The organism is Belliella buryatensis (assembly GCF_900188245.1).
GTDB lineage: Bacteria > Bacteroidota > Bacteroidia > Cytophagales > Cyclobacteriaceae > Belliella > Belliella buryatensis.
The window spans coordinates 395980-410909 of record NZ_FZOK01000001.1; the positions used below are offsets into that span (position 1 = coordinate 395980).

Annotated in this window: 15 protein-coding genes and 1 riboswitch; of the genes, 8 read left to right on the top strand and 7 right to left on the bottom strand. The window is 40.0% G+C overall.

Translation table 11 applies throughout. The annotated features are described in order from the left end of the window. Positions 1-93 precede the first annotated feature (93 nt). Complete coding sequence (locus CHB66_RS01645; protein WP_089237283.1) at positions 94-297, bottom strand: hypothetical protein; 204 nt, start codon at positions 295-297, stop codon at positions 94-96. Between the two features lie 120 nt (positions 298-417). Between CHB66_RS01645 and gcvT the strand changes: the two genes are divergently transcribed. From gcvT to CHB66_RS01675, 6 genes are all read left to right on the top strand, one after another. Then, positions 418-1512, top strand: a complete 1095-nt coding sequence (gene gcvT / locus CHB66_RS01650) for a glycine cleavage system aminomethyltransferase GcvT (RefSeq protein ID WP_089237285.1) — start codon at positions 418-420, stop codon at positions 1510-1512. A gap of 49 nt (positions 1513-1561) precedes the next feature. Continuing rightward, positions 1562-2290 carry a 2-phosphosulfolactate phosphatase gene (locus tag CHB66_RS01655; protein WP_089237287.1) on the top strand — a complete coding sequence of 243 codons (729 nt, stop codon included), beginning with the start codon at positions 1562-1564 and terminating at the stop codon, positions 2288-2290. A gap of 103 nt (positions 2291-2393) precedes the next feature. Next, positions 2394-3320, top strand: a complete 927-nt coding sequence (locus tag CHB66_RS01660) for a ribose-phosphate pyrophosphokinase (protein ID WP_089237289.1) — start codon at positions 2394-2396, stop codon at positions 3318-3320. A gap of 42 nt (positions 3321-3362) precedes the next feature. Next, positions 3363-3935 (top strand): 50S ribosomal protein L25/general stress protein Ctc, encoded by a 573-nt coding sequence (locus CHB66_RS01665; protein WP_089237292.1) that lies wholly within the window; start codon positions 3363-3365, stop codon positions 3933-3935. A gap of 114 nt (positions 3936-4049) precedes the next feature. Further along, positions 4050-4610 carry an aminoacyl-tRNA hydrolase gene (pth, locus tag CHB66_RS01670; protein WP_089237295.1) on the top strand — a complete coding sequence of 187 codons (561 nt, stop codon included), beginning with the start codon at positions 4050-4052 and terminating at the stop codon, positions 4608-4610. A 168-nt stretch (positions 4611-4778) separates the two neighbouring features. Beyond that, positions 4779-4882: riboswitch (SAM riboswitch) on the top strand. Positions 4883-5098: 216 nt separating this feature from the next. Continuing rightward, positions 5099-6268, top strand: coding sequence for a trans-sulfuration enzyme family protein (locus CHB66_RS01675; RefSeq protein ID WP_089237297.1), 1170 nt, complete (start codon positions 5099-5101; stop codon positions 6266-6268). Positions 6269-6416: 148 nt separating this feature from the next. Here CHB66_RS01675 and CHB66_RS01680 read toward each other — a convergent pair whose 3' ends face one another. Together CHB66_RS01680 and CHB66_RS01685 are read right to left on the bottom strand one after the other, a co-directional pair. Next, the gene (locus CHB66_RS01680) at positions 6417-6992 is read right to left on the bottom strand and encodes a DUF2911 domain-containing protein (protein ID WP_089237299.1); all 576 of its coding nucleotides are present in this window, start codon (positions 6990-6992) and stop codon (positions 6417-6419) included. Positions 6993-7053: 61 nt separating this feature from the next. Continuing rightward, on the bottom strand, positions 7054-8715 hold the full coding sequence (locus CHB66_RS01685) for an amidohydrolase (protein WP_089237301.1): 1662 nt from the start codon (positions 8713-8715) through the stop codon (positions 7054-7056). A gap of 35 nt (positions 8716-8750) precedes the next feature. On the opposite strand from CHB66_RS01685, the gene CHB66_RS01690 reads away from it, so the two are divergent. Then, entirely contained in the window at positions 8751-10094 is a 1344-nt protein-coding gene (locus CHB66_RS01690) for a M24 family metallopeptidase (protein ID WP_089237303.1), read from the top strand. Between the two features lies 1 nt (position 10095). On the opposite strand, the gene CHB66_RS01695 is transcribed toward CHB66_RS01690, so the two are convergent. From CHB66_RS01695 to CHB66_RS01705, 3 genes are all read right to left on the bottom strand, one after another. Next, positions 10096-10860 carry a TIGR02757 family protein gene (locus CHB66_RS01695; RefSeq protein ID WP_089237305.1) on the bottom strand — a complete coding sequence of 255 codons (765 nt, stop codon included), beginning with the start codon at positions 10858-10860 and terminating at the stop codon, positions 10096-10098. Between the two features lies 1 nt (position 10861). Next, on the bottom strand, positions 10862-11416 hold the full coding sequence (locus CHB66_RS01700; RefSeq protein ID WP_089237307.1) for a hypothetical protein: 555 nt from the start codon (positions 11414-11416) through the stop codon (positions 10862-10864). 112 nt (positions 11417-11528) lie between these two features. Continuing rightward, positions 11529-12716: a LysM peptidoglycan-binding domain-containing protein gene (locus CHB66_RS01705; RefSeq protein ID WP_089237309.1), complete on the bottom strand. Its 1188-nt coding sequence runs from the start codon at positions 12714-12716 to the stop codon at positions 11529-11531. A 229-nt stretch (positions 12717-12945) separates the two neighbouring features. Here CHB66_RS01705 and CHB66_RS01710 point away from each other — a divergent pair, with 229 nt between their 5' ends. Then, positions 12946-14307, top strand: a complete 1362-nt coding sequence (locus CHB66_RS01710) for an NfeD family protein (protein WP_089237311.1) — start codon at positions 12946-12948, stop codon at positions 14305-14307. A gap of 65 nt (positions 14308-14372) precedes the next feature. Here the strand turns inward: CHB66_RS01710 and CHB66_RS01715 are convergent, their stop codons facing one another. After that, positions 14373-14831, bottom strand: coding sequence for a CBS domain-containing protein (locus tag CHB66_RS01715; RefSeq protein WP_089237313.1), 459 nt, complete (start codon positions 14829-14831; stop codon positions 14373-14375). Positions 14832-14930: the final 99 nt, after the last annotated feature.

Below are 14930 nucleotides of genomic sequence, written 5' to 3' on the forward strand. Positions count from 1 at the left end.
GGTACAACGCAATTTATATATGTATGGAATTCCAAAAAGTAAAGTCATAAATTTTTATTTCATTTCTTAAAACAGCTATTATTTAACCCCAATTCAATCATTTTTTCTATAATACTTCTTATTATAAGCTATCAGCATCCTCGCTCCCCCTATCCATAGCACCAATAGAACTAGAAAGACTTGCCTGGCCTTGAATACATAATAAGTGTCATACAACTGAATATCAAAAGTCTCATCTCGGAATAGAAAAGCTAAAAATATCAACCATATTGAAATAATAAAATTAACTGTCTTCATTTTTATAGATCTAACTGTACCATCTTAAGTTCTTACCAAACTACGAAATTATTTCAAAATCTCCTTCGCATTCTTCTTCGCTATTCTTTACCTTTGCCCCCTTAAGAAATAAACCCGATCATGGAAGATACTATCAAAAAAATCCAACTCAATGACCTCCACGTAGCTTTGGGAGGAAAAATGGTTCCTTTTGCAGGCTACAATATGCCTGTGCGCTACTCTTCTGACATAGAAGAACACAAAACTGTACGTGAAGGAGTGGGTGTTTTTGATGTTTCACACATGGGAGAATTTATGGTCACAGGTCCAAAAGCGTTGGACTTGATCCAAAAAGTAACTTCAAATGATGCTTCCAAACTGATCAATGGACAAGCACAATACGCTTGTTTCCCAAATGACAAAGGTGGTATAGTAGATGACCTGATCGTCTACAAGTTTGAAGATGAAAAATACATGCTTGTAGTCAATGCTTCCAACATAGACAAAGATTGGGCATGGATCAATCAGCACAATACTATGGGTGCTGATTTGGAGAATATTTCTGATACGCTCTCTCTTTTTGCTGTTCAAGGACCAAAAGCCATCGAAGCCGTTCAATCCTTAACAACAGTGAATCTTTCAGAAGTCAAGTTTTATCATTTCACTGTAGGTGAATTTGCAGGTGTAAAAGATGTGATTATCTCAGGAACTGGGTATACAGGTGCTGGCGGGTTTGAGATTTATGTCAAAAACGAGGATGCCGAAAAAGTATGGAACGCCATCTTTGAAGCTGGAAAATCCTATGACATCAAGCCAATAGGTCTAGGCGCCAGGGACACTTTGAGAATGGAAATGGGCTATTGTCTCTACGGCAATGACATCAATGACGAAACGTCTCCACTGGAAGCAGGCTTAGGTTGGATTACCAAATTCACCAAAGATTTCATCAACAGTGAAAGCCTGAAAAAACAAAAAGAATCAGGAGTTGACAAAAAACTAGTCGGATTCATCCTCCAAGAAAGAGGTATCCCAAGAGCCCACTACCCTATTGTCAATACTGCTGGTGAGGTAATCGGTGAAGTGACCTCCGGAACTCAGTCACCATCTATGGGGGTAGGTATAGGCTTAGGCTATGTCAAGTCAGAGTTTGCAGCTCCTGGTACCGAGATTGCGATTCAGATCAGAAACAAGAATATTGCGGCCAAAATAGAAAAGCTGCCTTTATACAAAAAATAATTACAGAAACCCGCAAGGCAATATTGTCTTGCGGGTTTTTCTTTTGCCCATGACAAAGAGAAAAGTAGAAGTCTGCTTCAGTCCTGAATTGATTCATCTTCATGAATTAGAAAATAAGATCGTGGTCGTGGTGGACATATTCCGTGCTACCTCCACCATGATCGCAGCATTGGGGAATGGTGTTGCGAGTATCACTCCTGTTGCCGATTTAGAAACTTGTAGAGCCATGCAGTCTGAGGGTTATGTCATCGCTGGAGAAAGAAATGGCCAAACTGCTGAGGGCTTCATGCTAGGCAATTCCCCCTTAGCTTATCTTGATGGTGCATATGCAAATCAAAAAATAGCCATGACCACGACCAATGGCACTTTGGCTATAGAAAAATCCAAACCAGGTTCCAAGCAAGTGTTGATAGGTGCTTTTGTCAATTTACGAGCTACAGCCTATTATTTGACTTCACAAAACGATGATGTATTGATTCACTGTGCAGGCTGGAAAGGCAAATTCAACCTAGAGGATTCCTTATATGCTGGAGCTTTGGTAAGCTTATTGGAAGAAAATTTCGAATTTGACTGTGATGGAGCTATCGCCATGAAAGGTCTTTACGAGTCCAATAAATCCGATTTAGCGGGGTTTCTAGCGCAAGCTTCTCACGCCAAAAGACTCCAAAACCATCAGATTGAGGCAGATATAGATTTTTGCCTTAGTTTGGATTTGTTCTCAATCATCGGTAAACTACAAGGCCAAGAACTTGTCGCACAAGTGATTGAAACCAAATAAAATTTCACAAAGCATCAATAATCTTTCTCAAAGCCTGCAAAAATAGCTACCTTTACAGGCATCTTAAAACAAATAGATTCACTCCCAAAACCCTTCACAAAAAATGACTGAGGTCAAACTCTTCTCCGGAACCAACAGCAATCAATTAGCCGAAAAAATCGCCAAACATTATGGCAAAAGGCTTGGTGATCTCACCATGTCCAAGTTCAGCGATGGCGAAATGTCACCCAGCTTCAATGAATCAGTCAGAGGATGTACAGTATTTCTGATTCAGTCTACCAATCCTTCAGCAGATAATTTGCTTGAGCTCTGCCTGATGATTGATGCCGCAAAAAGAGCTTCAGCTTACAAGGTGTGTGCTGTTATCCCATATTATGGCTATGCAAGACAAGACAGGAAAGACAGACCAAGAGTTTCTATAGCGGCCAAGCTTGTGGCTAATATCTTGACCTCTGCTGGCGCTGATAGGATCATGACTTGCGACCTACATGCAGGACAAATTCAGGGATTTTTCGACATACCTTTGGATCATTTGAATGGTTCAGCTATCTTTGTGCCCTATTTGGAAAGACTAGATACCAACAACCTTATTTTTGCAGCCCCCGATGTGGGAGGTGTAGCAAGAGCAAGGTCTTATGCCAAACACTTCGAAGTAGAAATGGTAGTCTGTGATAAGCATAGAAAAAGAGCCAATGAAGTGGCTTCTATGCAAGTGATCGGGGATGTAGAGGGTAAAGATGTAGTATTAGTGGATGACTTGGTAGATACTGCTGGTACGCTTTGTAAAGCAGCCCAAATCATCATGGATAAAGGAGCTAAATCTGTCAGAGCCATTGCTACACATGGTGTCCTTTCAGGAAAAGCTTACGAAAATATTGAAAATTCAGTATTGCAGGAATTAGTCATAACAGATACCATTCCGGTAAAACAAAAATCAGACAAAATTAGAGTCATCTCCGTTGCTGATCTTTTTGCCAAAGCAATACACGCAGTGACAGGAAATACTTCAATTTCTGCACTGTTTATTTAAGCATTACACTTAATTATTTATAAACAATTCAATTTAAAATTTATGAAATCTTTAGAGATTATAGGGTTTAAAAGAGCAAATCTCGACGGAGCTGCACTGAAAGAAATCAGAGAAGAAGGCAACGTTCCTTGTGTAGTTTACGGTCCAGGCATTAAAGAGCAGATTCACTTCTACTCTCCAGCTATCCTTTTCAGAGACTTGATCTACACTCCTGATGTTCACATGGTAGACTTGAATATCGAAGGTACTAAGGTAAAAGCAATCTTAAGAGAGGCTCAATTCCACCCAGTATCTGAGGTATTGCTTCATGCTGACTTCTTGGCATATACTGAAGATAAAGAGATTAAAATGGATATCCCTGTTGAAATCATGGGTACTTCTCCAGGTATCATCAAAGGGGGTAAGTTGGAAATGAAAGCAAGAACTTTGAAAGTAAAAGGACTAGCTGCTAACCTTCCTGACAGAATTCCTGTTGATATTTCTCACCTTGATCTTGGTAAGTCTGTTAAAGTAAGTGAGCTTTCTGTAGAAGGTTTCGAAATCTTGACTAGCCCTAATGTATCTATCGCTACGATCGGTATTCCAAGAGCACTTAGAGGTAAAAAAGCTGAATAATCACAGCTTTTTTGAATATTATAAAATCCTGCTTGTGTACAAGCAGGATTTTTTATTTTTGTGCTCACATTTTCAAAGCTATCAAGTTCCAAAGTAGATTTAAGTTTGACATAAATGAAGTATTTAATAGTAGGATTGGGCAACATAGGGCCAGAATATGAATTGACACGACACAATGTAGGCTTTCTTACTTTGGACAGGCTGGCCGATGAGCATGGCGTTTCTTGGAAAAGTGGCAGACTGGCATTTACCACTGAGTTCAAATTCAAAGGACGAACTTTTCACCTGATCAAACCGACTACTTACATGAACCTCAGTGGCAAAGCTGTCAACTATTGGATGAAAGATCTCAATATTCCAAAGGAAAATATCTTGGTGGTGGTAGATGATGTGGCTTTACCCTTCGGAAAATTGCGCATGCGTGGAAAAGGCTCCGCTGCTGGTCACAATGGCTTGAAGAATATAGAGGAATTAACGGGAGGGCAAGATTATCCTAGACTTAAGTTTGGCATTGGAGATGACTTCCCTAAAGGGAGGCAGGTAGAATACGTCCTCGGAAGATGGACCCAACAAGAAATAGACGAGCTACCCATATTTATGGATAAAGCCATTGAGATGATCATATCCTTCGGGACTATCGGTATCAATATGACGATGTCGCAGTTTAATGAATGATTTTAGATCTTAGATCTTAGATTTAAAAATAATCCATCTGTAATAACAGGGGTTGATCCCTCAAATCTAAAATCTACCTTCTTAAATCTTAAATTAGAAAGAAATCTGAGAGGTCTATTTTTTGAATTTCGAGATTTAGGTCTTTACTTTGCAGCACTTCAGTTTACTGATTTATAAAGAAGAGGTGAGAGAACAGGCTCCGTGACCCTCTGGCAACCATCACATCCCAGCTGAAAGGTGCCAAAACCTGCCCAATGTGGGAACTATAAATTAGACATTATGCATATTTCCAAGCAGTATCTTTATTCTTTTAAGTTGATTTACACGGATAAAAGTGTAAATGACTATCTACTGTATTCCCATTTTCAAAAACAGTATTTCAACTATATTTCGACCAGATACTCATTGTATATCAACCTTATCCAAGATATATCAAACCCCCAAAATCCTCAATCTCTAATAACTAATAGATTGTTAACTAATTCATTATGTCCCATTTCGAAACTGATGCCATACGTCTCAACGCATCTAAATCTAACCAAAGAGAGCACTCTGCGCCGCTATACCTAACTTCAAGTTTCACCTTCGACTCAGCAGAGGAGGCCAGGGCCATGTTTGCTGAAGAAATCCCTGGTAACATTTACTCTCGCTATGCCAACCCAAACTCTACTGAACTGATAGAAAAAGTATGTGCAGCTGAAGATACTGAAGACGGCATAGCTACAGCTTCTGGAATGGCAGCGATGTTTGGAAGCATGGCTGCACTTTTACAGCAAGGCGATCACATTTTGGCATCTCGATCCTTATTTGGTTCTACACATCAATTATTGACACGCGTTTTTCCAAAATGGGGCATCAGATCCACGTACGGTGATATCTCAGATTACAAAAATTGGGATAAGTTGATACAACCCAACACTAAAATGCTTTTCATCGAAACTCCTTCAAACCCAGGTTTGGAAATCATTGATTTGGAATGGGCAGGACAGTTTGCAGCAGCACATAATTTGATTCTTGTAGTGGACAATTGCTTCGCAACACCATACCTTCAGCAACCAGCCAAATGGGGAGCGCACATTGTGACTCACTCAGCGACCAAATTCATTGATGGACAGGGAAGAGTACTGGGTGGTTTGATTTTGGGCAAAAAAGAATTGATACAAGAAGTACAATTCTTTAGCAGACATACAGGCCCATCTATCTCCCCTTTCAACGCATGGATTCTTGCAAAAAGTATGGAAACACTTGCCGTAAGAATGGACAGGCACTGTGCCAATGCCTTGGCAGTAGCTGAGTATTTCCAAGAAAACACTGACTTGGATTTTGTCAAGTATCCATTCTTGAAATCTCATCCCCAGCATGACCTCGCCAAGAAACAGATGAAGCTCGGGGGTGGCATCATCACACTTACACTCAAAGGAGGTATAGCCAGAGCTCAGAGATTCATTGACCAATTGCAGATGATCTCAGTGACTGCCAATCTTGGAGATAGCCGAAGCATCATCACGCACCCAGCATCGACTACCCATAGCAAACTCTCTGAAGAGGAGCGTGCAAAAGTAGGGATCAGCGATGGACTGATAAGACTTTCTGTAGGCCTGGAACACCAAGAAGACATCATTAAAGATGTAGAGCGTGCATTGGAAAAGTCTAGATGATCTGTAATAAGAAAAGACCTGACAGGTTTTGAAAACCTGTCAGGTCTACTTAACAAAAAGGGAAGAGCATCAGATGATCTTCCCTTTTATCTTATTTATTGAAGCTTACTGTCAACTAACCTCTCAATCAACCAGTAACTACTTTCCTTTATCCAATTACAATTGGCAATACCAATTTCTCCCACTTCACCACGATACCTGGTGATTCTATGGAGATAGATAATTGCTCTTGGCTTTCTTCTACAAAAGTTGGAGTTGATTCTACTCTCAAGACATCATTCTCTTCTTTGTATTGGAAATGTCCATGTTCCAAGTCCCATTCAGAATTGAAAATCACAGTCCATTTTCCTGATGCTCTAGGAATGGTAAATAAAGAGTATTTACCAGCAGGCAGTACTGATCCTTCTACTGTGATATCTGTGGCAAACTCTACCCAAGTAGCTTCATTGGCACCGGTTCTCCATACTTCATTGTAAGGAACCAAGTCTCCCCAAATCACTCTGCCTTTGACTGAAGGGGCTCCATACTGCAGGTCAAGGGTTACATTGTCTCCCACTGTACCTTGCACAGTTCTCAATGGACTCGCTCTCTCTTGTACTGGAGCTAGTTCTTCCATCATTTCAGAAGATACTTCCTCCTCTGTATTTTTCTCAGCGCCACAACCGTAGAAAGTCATCGTTCCAGCCATCAAAATGGCCATCATCCAAGCGTTTGATTTTTTCATGTGTTTATGTTTTTACGAATTCGAATTTAAAGAATTTTTCTTGAAGTCAATGCTAGCCTTATCATTTCCCCTGAACAACCACACGCTCAACTTGAATATCTTTAATTTTTTGTGGCGCTACTTTCAGTGGATTGTCGGAAAGAATCACAAAGTCAGCAAATTTCCCTACCTCTAGAGAGCCTGTCATTTCCTCCATAAAAGCTGATCGTGCACCATCTATAGTCATAGCTTTCAGTGCCTCTTCTACTGTTAAGGCTTGACTCGCGTACCAACCTGTGGGAGGATCCTTTTCAAGACTCATTCTTGTCACTCCAAAATACAAGGTTTGCATGGGTTCCCATGGTTCACCAGGCATGTCTGAATTGAGAATAAAAGGCACTTGATTATCCAGCATATTCCTCCATGCATAGGCATGCTTTATTCTATTTGGCCCCAATCTGTCCTCGGCCCAATTGCGATCACCTACAGCATGGCTACTCTGCATACTCACCCAAGCACCAAGAGATGCTGCTCTATGGTAAAAGTTTTCGTAGACTACTTGAGCATGTTCTAGCCTCCATCTATGGTCAAAAGGCTGCTTTAGAATAGCCTCTTCATAGACATCCAAAATCCTATCATTTCCCAAATCTCCAATGGCATGAATGGCCAATTGAAAACCCTTGTCCGCTGCGCTTGTGGCAAGCTCTTTGATTTTTTTAATGCTGATTCTTTCTGTCATTCTCGCTGCTTTGGGATTGTCAGAGTAAGGTCCAAAAAGCAATGCTGTCCGAGACCCCAAAGATCCATCATAGAAGACTTTGATACCTTTGACTAGGAACTTCCCATTTAGATCCATCATAGGTCCTTTTTCAAACCATGTCTCCATCATTTCGTCATCATTCCCATTGAGCATGCCATAGACGCGAATAGGTAACAAATCAGCCTCGTCCAATTCTTGATAGGCTTGAAGTGAAATCTTAGTCATCCCAGCTTCGTGGACCGAGGTGATTCCTTTAGACTTTAAAGTTTCTAATCCTGAAAGAATGGCTCTTTTGGCATCTTCTACAGTTTCTTCTGGAACATGTTTATTGACCAATTGCTGAGCTGAAATTTCTAAAACTCCGGTTGGTTCTCCATTTTCTCTCCGAATGATCGTCCCAACTTCTGGATCAGATGTGTCTTTATCGATTCCTGCTATTTCAAGTGCTTTTCCATTGTAGAATCCAGCAAAACCATGTAAAGCTTGTAGTTTGATAGGATTATCTGGAAAAGCAGCATCTAGCAATTCTCTATCAGGATAGCCTCTGCTGGCCCATTCTCCTTCATCCCAACCAAATCCTAAAAGCCATTCTCCATCTTTTGGATTAGGGAAAAATGCTTTCAGTCGTTCTACCATTTCCTCTACAGTATTCGTCCCTTCCAGATTAGCTTTTAGCGTTTGCTGACCAAACTCGTGTGCATGTACATGTGAGTCTACTATACCAGGGATGATTGTTTTACCTTCAAGGTCCACTTGCTGGGCTTTTGGGAAATTAGACTTCAACAAATCATAAGTACCTATCCCTACAATCATTCCAGATTGTATAGCCATAGCGTCAGTCACTTGTTCTTCTGCTGACATGGTGATAATTTCTCCATTGAAATACAGCGTGACCAATTCTTCCTTCTGACAAGAAATCAAAAGACAGCTTACCGTTACTACAAAAAGGATTTTTATTTTCAATTTTATAATGCTTAATTTCATTTGAATTTGAATTAAAGACTAACCCCCTAAGATAAATGAAACAGTTGTTCCCTGTATTGAAATCCATGTTTTTTGCATTGATTATTATTTCAATGGCTGCTGCCTGCCAGCCTTCCATGCAAGAAACTGAAGTATTCGAAAATCCTTTTACAGGACCTAGTCCTTGGCCAGAAATCAGAAAAGAAAGGTTACAGAAACTCCTTCCACAAGCCATGGAAGCTGCTGATGTAGATGCTTGGGCTGTGATCTGTCGGGAAAACAACAATGACCCCATTGCGCATCATGTAGGTGGAGAAAATGCTGGAGGAACAGCCGTCTTTCTTTTTCACAAATCCGCAAATGGAATCAAATCCACTGTTTTTTCTCCCATAGGTGAAGCTACTGCTTTGGCAGATCTAAAGATCCATGATGAAGTTATACCTGTGGAACGTGGTGCTTCAGCCATCAGTCAAGCAGCTGACTTTATTAGATCACAAAACTTCAAAAATATAGCGATCAACAGTTCCTCGGAGAACGAACTCGCTGATGGCTTGAGCTATACACAAAGAATAGCTTTTGAAAAAGCTTTAGGAAGTGAGGCTTCAAAGTTAATTTCTTCAAATGAATTGGTTTATGAATTCTTAGCAATCAAACTTCCTGCTGAGGTTGCAATCATGACTCAAGCTGCTCAATTCACCTCTGACTGGCAGTATGAAGCTTATGCAGAGATTATCCCAGGGAAAAGCACCGATGCTGATATTGCGAAGTTTCTTAAAAAGAAAATGGAAGAATATGGCGTTACCGATGCTTGGTCGCCTGATCAAAACCCAAATGTAAATTCAGGTCCAGATCGTGGCCATTCTCATTCCACTGAGAAAGTAATTATGCCAGGTGATGTGATTCAAATTGATTTTGGTATCCGCGTTTTTGACATGTGGGTATCCGATATCCAAAGATTCGCATATGTCCTAAGAGAAGGAGAAACTCAGGCGCCTGACTCTGTTCAGTTCTATTTTGACTCGTCTATTGGGGGAAATCGAATTGCTTTGGAAGCCATGAAGCCAGGCGTTTTGGGTTACCAAGTGGACAAAGCTCAACGTGATTGGATGACAGAGCGTGGTTCTGAATATGTCATGTGGAGCACCGGACATCCTGTGGGATATGTAGCCCATGACATTGGACCAAATTTAGGTGGCGGCATGTTAGAAAATCCAGCTAGCAGACCTGCTGCTGTGAAACCACTGAAAGAAGGTATGCTGTTCGCTTTTGACGGGTTCCATGCTTGGAATCTACCCGAAGGTGGTACCAAAACTATGTCAGTAGAAGAAACAGCTGTAGTTACTGCAGATGGTGCTAGGTATCTGATAGAGCCTCAGAAAGAGCTGATTTTAATAAAATAATTTAGAACTTCTCTTCCACACCTAAGCCAAATAAAGCAAAATCATATTTAACAGGATCGGCTGGATCAAAGTCGCGGAGCTTCTCAGTAAGTTCTATGGATGTGATCCAGTCGGTTTGTTTTCGGGTGATCAGCCCAAGCTTCCTCCCTACCCGATCTACATGCAAGTCACAAGGACAAATCAATTGACTGGGTTGTATTGTTTTCCAAATTCCAAAATCCACTCCCTTGTCATCCTGCCTGACCATCCATCTGAGAAACATATTGATACGCTTGCAGGCAGCTTTTCTTTTAGGTGTAGCTATGTGTTTTCTGGTTCTTTGTGGGGCGTCAGGAAGTTGAAAGAAAAAATCATGGAAATTGGTGAGTAATTTACCCATTACATTTACATCTTCAGAAAACCCTTGTAAAAAGGCAAACTCTAAGCTTTCGTAGTTCCTGTAATACCAAGTGAAAAATTCAATGAAATAAAGTGTATCGATGTCATTGAATGTCCGATGCTTGAAATTAAGAAAAGGCTTAAGGTCATTTTCTGTATGGTTTAGCATAAATTCATGGGGCGCATTGTCCATCATGGCAAAAAGCTCCAAGCATTTATTAATGATAGTCTTGCGCTGTCCCCATGCTAATATAGAAGCAATAAAGGCTGAAATCTCAATATCCTGCTTTTTGGAAAACTTATGAGGAATAGAGATAGGATCCAAAGTAATGAAATCAGGCTGATTGTATTCCTCAACCTTTGCATCCAAAAAGTCCTTCAAGTCCATATTAGCGTGCAATTGTCACTTCTCCTCCCTGCGTCCCATCAAACCATTTGAAGGAAAGTGATTTTTCTTCAATTTCGGAAATATGCCAATCGTAACATTTGATATTCGTAAGCGATGTCAAACTGTCTTCATCTGGATCATAAAGGCAAATATCAAAATCAGGCAACAACTTAGAGTCAGTTGCATTCCATTTTTCTAATAAAATACCCTCGTCTAGAAACCTGACTTTTCCTCCAAAATAATGATCTTGAAGAATAGAAGGTACCCCATCTTTTCTTCTCAATTGATAGCAAGATGGACCAAACATGATTTGTTTATGCAATTTTGCTTCAATCAGTTCATTGGAATTGGGAAGCACCTCCCAGTCTGATTTATGGAAAGTTTTAGTTTCCTGTTTAGGACCTAAGCTTGCTAACAATCTAGAAAGTGCAGAAAAAGTATAAGTCACACCAATGAACAACAGCCCAAAAGTTGCAAGAATAGGGTAACTGATAACGAAAAGCGCATTCCAAACATATCGGAATGCATGATGCAATATAATTTGTATTTTATTCATAAGAACAGAGACAAAAGTACTTGCTTATCCCTAGAATACCAAAATGAAACAAAGGCATAAAAAAAGCAGGGTAGCTTCATACCCTGCTTTTTTAAACTAAATAAACGATGTATCAATAAGAAACTTCTACTGGAAATCTGGAGTTTACAGCTCTCAACTGATCAAAGGCCGCTTTAGACACTTTCACAACTAACCTACTATTGTCACCTGTATTTGGTAGCTTACCCACTACTCTAGCGAAAATCGTGATATCATTCTCTTCGTTTCTTACTCGCATGATTGTACCTACTGGGGCATCTCGATGAAGTACAAGATACTTTTTATGATTGCCTGTTCCATCGATGACTTCAGCCAAACCGGTTTCTTTGATATTCTTATAGGAAGTATCTTCTGTTTTGGTTGTAGTCAAAGTAGCTTCCGACCTTTCATTGTTGACTATCACTGGTACAGTAGAGCTGACTACAGGAACTGTAGATGGTCCAGAAGGACCACGACCCACTTTAAGCTTTTGACCTACAGAGAGATTATTAGAAGACAAACCATTCCAAGTAATCAAGTCTTCTACTTTAGAATCATATCGCTTAGCAACTGCAAAAAGTGTCTCACCTTGCTCTACGGTATGTGTGATCCACTCACCCGGAAAACTCAACTCGCTATTCGCAACATTAGATTCTGCGGCTCTAGGTCTATTTTCCTCTCTTGTTGGAATTTCTCTTGGTCTTATTTCTTCTGTTTTTGCCTTTGCTTCTGCTTTCTTTTCTTCTGCTTTGGCTATGGATTCTGATCTTTTTTCCTCAGCTCTTGCTTTATTTTCTTGAGCCACAGTTGGAATTTCTGATTTAGATTCAGCTACTACTTTTGGTTCTTCCTTCGCTGCCACACCCTTAATTACCAATGCTTGACCTAGGCTTAGGTCATTACCTTTGAGATCATTCCAAGACATGACATCACCTACACTGACACCATATTTTTTTGAAATTGCAAAAAGAGTTTCTCCTTGTGCGACATTATGAACCACTGATCCAGTTGGTAAAGCAGCAGGTTCTATATAGGGAATTCGAATTCTCTGTCCCATTTTCAAGCCATCCTTCAATGCTTCATTGGCTTGTACGATATCATTGACAGATGCAGCGTACCTTCTTGAAATTCCAAACAAAGTCTCTTGCTGTTCTACTTGGTGAATTATAAATGTTTTGCCACCTACTTTTTCAATTCCTACAGAATCTAGTCGGATCAATCCTTCTGCATGCAACTGTAGACTAAAGATTATAAATAAGGCGATTAGGGTAATTCTCTTCATGTTGTTTACTGATAGATTCTCTCGTACAAATTTCTTATTAATTTCTTCAATTACAAGTATTGATACGGAGACTTCCATAAATCGTTCCATACTAACGAATAAAGGAATTCAGTTGAGACAAATAGGTGATTCGAGAATCAAATTTGGATGTTTATTTTATAGCAGATATTCAAAAAACCTCCAGAGGTCTTAATTTTATTGGTATATTGAAAGTCAAATAGTCAAGTTTATGAAAAATTTCTTTTTGTTTTTCCTAGGTGTGTTCATCAGTTCTATAACTATTGGATTTGCACTTCAAGACAGCACACAAGTTGAGAAAAAAAAGGTATTCACTTTTGAGATTAAAGATGATATCGATCCAAGAATGAATCGCAAAGTAAGACTTGCGCTGGAGGAGGCAAAAGCCAAAGAAGCAGATATGATCATCATTGAAATGGACACTTATGGTGGAGCTGTCAATGACGCAGATGATATCCGTACGATGATCCTAGAAACCAAGGTACCTATCCATGTTTGGATCAATAAAGACGCTGCTTCTGCAGGAGCACTTATTTCAATCGCTTGTGATAGTATTTACATGGCTCCAGGCTCGAGTATTGGTGCGGCCACTGTAGTGATGGGAGGTGGTGGAGAAGCCGCTCCAGACAAATATCAGTCCTACATGCGATCAATGATGCGGAGTACCGCTGAAGCCAAGGGAAGAGATCCTAAAATTGCAGAAGCTATGGTGGATCAAAATCTTGAAGTGGATGGCGTGAGTGAAAAGGGTAGTGTGATTACATTTTCTGTTTCAGAAGCTGTAGCCAATGGATTCAGCGAAGGCCAAGTCAATTCCATCGAGGAAGTGATCGTAAAACAAGGAATCACTAACTTTGAAATTATCGCCTATACCGTGTCAGGTGTAGAAAAAGTAATTGCTTTCTTTTTGAATCCAGCTGTAAGTGGATTCCTTATTTTAGTGATTTTTGCTGGCATCTACTTCGAGATTCAAACTCCTGGTGTTGGCTTTCCATTAGCTGCTTCACTCGTCGCTGTAGTACTCTATTTTATACCCTATTATCTTACGGGTTTAGCTTCTAATTGGGAGATTGCTGTATTCGTAGCTGGAGTTCTTTTGCTCGCGGTAGAACTCTTTGTTATTCCTGGATTTGGGATTTTTGGGATTCTAGGAATCATAGGTATATTGACAGGGTTGACATTAGGAATGGTCCCCAATGATGCTTTTGATTTTACTTTTGTACCATCGGGAGATTTATTTGTAGCCTTGCTTACGGTCGTATTGGCTGCAATTGTAGCAATTGGGCTGATATTTTTCTTTGCTCCAAAGGTAAATGAATGGAAAGCTTTCAGTGCAATTTCTCTGGCCACTACTCAGAAAAGAACCGATGGCTATACCTCTTCCAATTATCAAGACTCGCTACTCGGAAAGGCTGGTGTAGCGCATACACGCCTTATGCCTAGTGGGAAAGTAGTGATTGAAGATGAAGTATATGATGCTTATTCCCGCGGAGAGTTCATTGACAAAGGAGAGCCTATCATTGTCATCAGTACGGAGGGCACATCAATCAAAGTCAAAAAAGGAATTTCATAAAATTATAAAAAAGAGAGATAAGAATAACTTACCTCTCTTTTTTGATTAAGCACTGAGTTGAACGCTCACCAAGTGGTCTCTTTTAGTTTGGGAAATGCTCGGATCACATCGGATAAACTTATTTGGCCGATTAGCTTACCATCCTTCATCACAGGAAATCGCCTGATTTTCATCTCCAAAAATTGTTGTGCTGCGTCGAAAAGTGATAAATCTGGGCGCATTGTAATCACATCTGTAGACATATGCTCTGCTACTGTTCCAGGAAATGAAGGTGTGTTGGAGTATTTACCTTTGATGATTTCTTTCAGGCAATCAACCTCGGAAATAATACCAACTAATTTTCCTTGATGATCCACCACTGGGGCTCCAGAAATTTTCCTTTTTGTCAATAAATCCAAGACATGATCAATGGTATCCTCTGGATAAAAAGTGACTAAATTGGTGGACATATGATCCTCTACCATAATTGGGGCTGCCATTTTCTTTGGCTCTGCTGCCCTTACTCCTTGAAAACTCTTTACCATGGCTATTTTAGATTTAAGTGAATCTACAAAATAGAGATAATTTGGTAATTATAAAAATTTATAACTGGTTTATAGGATATTTTTCAGGTTATTATTCTT

Bases quoted from the DNA above. Each gene is read 5' to 3' on its own strand.
- CHB66_RS01705 (WP_089237309.1), bottom strand. From the start codon at position 12,716: ATGAAGAGAATTACCCTAATCGCCTTATTTATAATCTTTAGTCTACAG.
- CHB66_RS01700 (WP_089237307.1), bottom strand. From the start codon at position 11,416: ATGAATAAAATACAAATTATATTGCATCATGCATTCCGATATGTTTGG.
- CHB66_RS01660 (WP_089237289.1), top strand. From the start codon at position 2,394: ATGACTGAGGTCAAACTCTTCTCCGGAACCAACAGCAATCAATTAGCC.
- CHB66_RS01665 (WP_089237292.1), top strand. From the start codon at position 3,363: ATGAAATCTTTAGAGATTATAGGGTTTAAAAGAGCAAATCTCGACGGA.
- CHB66_RS01675 (WP_089237297.1), top strand. From the start codon at position 5,099: ATGTCCCATTTCGAAACTGATGCCATACGTCTCAACGCATCTAAATCT.
- CHB66_RS01655 (WP_089237287.1), top strand. From the start codon at position 1,562: ATGACAAAGAGAAAAGTAGAAGTCTGCTTCAGTCCTGAATTGATTCAT.
- CHB66_RS01695 (WP_089237305.1), bottom strand. From the start codon at position 10,860: ATGGACTTGAAGGACTTTTTGGATGCAAAGGTTGAGGAATACAATCAG.
- CHB66_RS01710 (WP_089237311.1), top strand. From the start codon at position 12,946: ATGAAAAATTTCTTTTTGTTTTTCCTAGGTGTGTTCATCAGTTCTATA.
- CHB66_RS01690 (WP_089237303.1), top strand. From the start codon at position 8,751: ATGAAACAGTTGTTCCCTGTATTGAAATCCATGTTTTTTGCATTGATT.
- gcvT (WP_089237285.1), top strand. From the start codon at position 418: ATGGAAGATACTATCAAAAAAATCCAACTCAATGACCTCCACGTAGCT.
- CHB66_RS01680 (WP_089237299.1), bottom strand. From the start codon at position 6,992: ATGAAAAAATCAAACGCTTGGATGATGGCCATTTTGATGGCTGGAACG.
- CHB66_RS01685 (WP_089237301.1), bottom strand. From the start codon at position 8,715: ATGAAATTAAGCATTATAAAATTGAAAATAAAAATCCTTTTTGTAGTA.
- CHB66_RS01715 (WP_089237313.1), bottom strand. From the start codon at position 14,831: ATGGTAAAGAGTTTTCAAGGAGTAAGGGCAGCAGAGCCAAAGAAAATG.
- CHB66_RS01645 (WP_089237283.1), bottom strand. From the start codon at position 297: ATGAAGACAGTTAATTTTATTATTTCAATATGGTTGATATTTTTAGCT.
- pth (WP_089237295.1), top strand. From the start codon at position 4,050: ATGAAGTATTTAATAGTAGGATTGGGCAACATAGGGCCAGAATATGAA.